The 3,123-nt window shown below is 48.7% G+C and carries 2 tRNA genes and 1 rRNA gene; all 3 read right to left on the minus strand.

Annotation, left to right across the window (positions count from 1 at the left end):
- A 23S ribosomal RNA gene (locus C8P70_RS13555) occupies positions 1-2,787 on the minus strand; the annotation flags it as partial.
- Positions 2,788-2,885: 98 nt separating this feature from the next.
- Positions 2,886-2,962 (minus strand) — tRNA-Ala (locus C8P70_RS13560).
- Positions 2,963-3,026: 64 nt separating this feature from the next.
- Positions 3,027-3,100 (minus strand) — tRNA-Ile (locus tag C8P70_RS13565).
- Between the last annotated feature and the right edge of the window lie 23 nt (positions 3,101-3,123).

Here is a 3,123-nt window from a genome sequence, read left to right on the forward strand (position 1 = left end):
CCCTTTAAAGAAATCTAATCTTGTGGTGGGTTTCGCACTTATATGCTTTCAGCGCTTATCCCTGCCCAACGTAGCTACTCTGCGATGCCCCTGGCGAGACAACAGATGCACTAGAGGTTGGTCCAATTCGGTCCTCTCGTACTAGAATCAGATCCACTCAAATTTCTTGCGCCCGCAGTAGATAGAGACCGAACTGTCTCACGACGTTCTGAACCCAGCTCGCGTGCCACTTTAATGGGCGAACAGCCCAACCCTTGGGACCTTCTCCAGCCCCAGGATGTGACGAGCCGACATCGAGGTGCCAAACCCCCCCGTCGATATGAGCTCTTGGGGGAGATCAGCCTGTTATCCCCGGCGTACCTTTTATCCTTTGAGCGATGGCCCTTCCATGCGGAACCACCGGATCACTATGCTCTACTTTCGTACCTGATCGACTTGTGTGTCTCTCAGTCAAGCTCCCTTATACCATTGCACTCTACGCACGGTTACCAAGCGTGCTGAGGGAACCTTTAGAAGCCTCCGTTACTCTTTTGGAGGCGACCACCCCAGTCAAACTACCCACCAAGCAATGTCCTCTGCAGCGCAGAGTTAGATCTCAGATAAGCAAAGGGTGGTATTTCAACAATGACTAACCTACGCCTGGCGACGCAGGATCACAGTCTCCCACCTATCCTACACATCACTTATCCAAGAACAATACTAAGCTATAGTAAAGGTGCACAGGGTCTTTTCGTCCCACTGCGGGTAATCGGCATCTTCACCGATACTACAATTTCACCGAGCTCATGGCTGAGACAGTGTCCAGATCGTTACACCATTCGTGCAGGTCGGAACTTACCCGACAAGGAATTTCGCTACCTTAGGACCGTTATAGTTACGGCCGCCGTTTACTGGGGCTTCAATTCAATGCTTCTCCAAAGGATAACATCTCCTCTTAACCTTCCAGCACCGGGCAGGTGTCAGGCCCTATACCTCATCTTACGATTTTGCAGAGCCCTGTGTTTTTGATAAACAGTCGCCTGGACCTCTTCACTGCGGCCAGCTTGCGCTGGCGACCTTTCTCCCGAAGTTACAGGTCTATTTTGCCTAGTTCCTTAGCCATGAATCTCTCGAGCGCCTGAGGATACTCTCCTCGACTACCTGTGTCGGTTTGCGGTACGGGTACTGATAACCTGAGTTTAGAAGCTTTTCTTGACAGCCCTTAGGCACACTATCTCGTTGTCCGTAGACGCTGAGTACTATCGCATTTCTCCATCTCCTACGCATTTGACTATAGGAAATATAGGTACGTGCTTCAACCAGCTATTCCGTCAGCTGGCGGTGCTTTCATCACTGTGTCACTCCATCACTGTTATCACTAGTACGGGAATATTAACCCGTTATCCATCGACGTCCCCCTTCGGGTGTGCCTTAGGTCCCGACTAACCCTAAGCTGATTAGCATAGCTCAGGAAACCTTAGTCTTGCGGCGGGGGTGTTTCTCGCACCCCTTATCGTTACTTATGCCTACATTTTCTTTTCTATTTACTCCACCAATTCTCACAAATCGGCTTCGGCGTCAATAGAATGCTCCCCTACCACTTGTACAGAGTACAAATCCATAGCTTCGGTAGTATACTTATGCCCGATTATTATCCATGCTCGATCGCTCGACTAGTGAGCTGTTACGCACTCTTTAAATGAATGGCTGCTTCCAAGCCAACATCCTAGCTGTCTAAGCAATCAAACCGCGTTTTTTCAACTTAGCATACATTTGGGGACCTTAGCTGATGGTCTGGGTTCTTTCCCTCTCGGACATGGACCTTAGCACCCATGCCCTCACTGATAATTATCATTACTTAGCATTCGGAGTTTGTCAGGAATTGGTAGGCGGTGAAGCCCCCGCATCCAATCAGTAGCTCTACCTCTAAGTAACTGGGATTATCGCTGCACCTAAATGCATTTCGGGGAGTACGAGCTATTTCCGAGTTTGATTGGCCTTTCACCCCTACCCACAGGTCATCCGAAAACTTTTCAGCGTTAAACGGTTCGGTCCTCCATTTAGTGTTACCTAAACTTCAACCTGCCCATGGGTAGATCACACGGTTTCGCGTCTACCACTACTGACTTAAGCGCCCTATTAAGACTCGCTTTCGCTACGGATCCATGGCTTAACCACTTATCCTTGCCAGCAACGGTAACTCGTAGGCTCATTATGCAAAAGGCACGCCGTCACCCCACAAAAGGGCTCCGACCGCTTGTAGGCGTATGGTTTCAGGTTCTGTTTCACTCCGTTATTCACGGTTCTTTTCACCTTTCCCTCACGGTACTGGTTCACTATCGGTCTCTCAGGAGTATTTAGCCTTGGCGGATGGTCCCGCCGGATTCAATCAGGGTTTCACGTGCCCCGACCTACTCAGGATACCGCTATCTAATACATCGCTTACCTATACGGGACTATCACCCTCTGCGGTTTACCTTTCCAGGTTATTCCAGTTCGCTTTGCTTAAAATATCGCGGTCCTACAACCCCAATATTGCCTCAACAACATTGGTTTGGGCTAATGCGCGTTCGCTCGCCACTACTTGCGCAATCACTTTTGTTTTCTTCTCCTCTGCCTACTTAGATGTTTCAGTTCAGCAGGTTCGCCTCCTTTCGGATAATATGTCTTCAACATACTGGGTTGCCCCATTCGGATATCTGCGGATCAAATCGTGTGTGCCGATCCCCGCAGCTTTTCGCAGCTTATCACGTCCTTCTTCGCCTCTGAGAGCCTAGGCATTCCCCATACGCCCTTATTTTGCTTATGTGCTTACAATTCTTTCGAATCGTACTTTCTATTTTATTTGTTTTATAACTTTTGTTATGTCTTTTCAATATGTCAATGAACGATAGGAACTGTTGTCCTGGTGGAGAATATCGGAGTCGAACCGATGACCTCCTGCGTGCAAGGCAGGCGCTCTAGCCAGCTGAGCTAATCCCCCGTTTTAAGTGGTTTGTATAACCTAAACGGTTAGCGCAACCTCTAGAATTTCCTCAAAATACTCGTAGTCCCGGGCAGACTCGAACTGCCGACCCCTACATTATCAGTGTAGTACTCTAACCAGCTGAGCTACGAGACTCTGTATTTTTATAATGTTTTGGA

Origin of the sequence: Myroides indicus (assembly GCF_004364575.1) — a bacterium.
In the GTDB taxonomy this organism is placed as follows: domain Bacteria; phylum Bacteroidota; class Bacteroidia; order Flavobacteriales; family Flavobacteriaceae; genus Flavobacterium; species Flavobacterium indicum_A.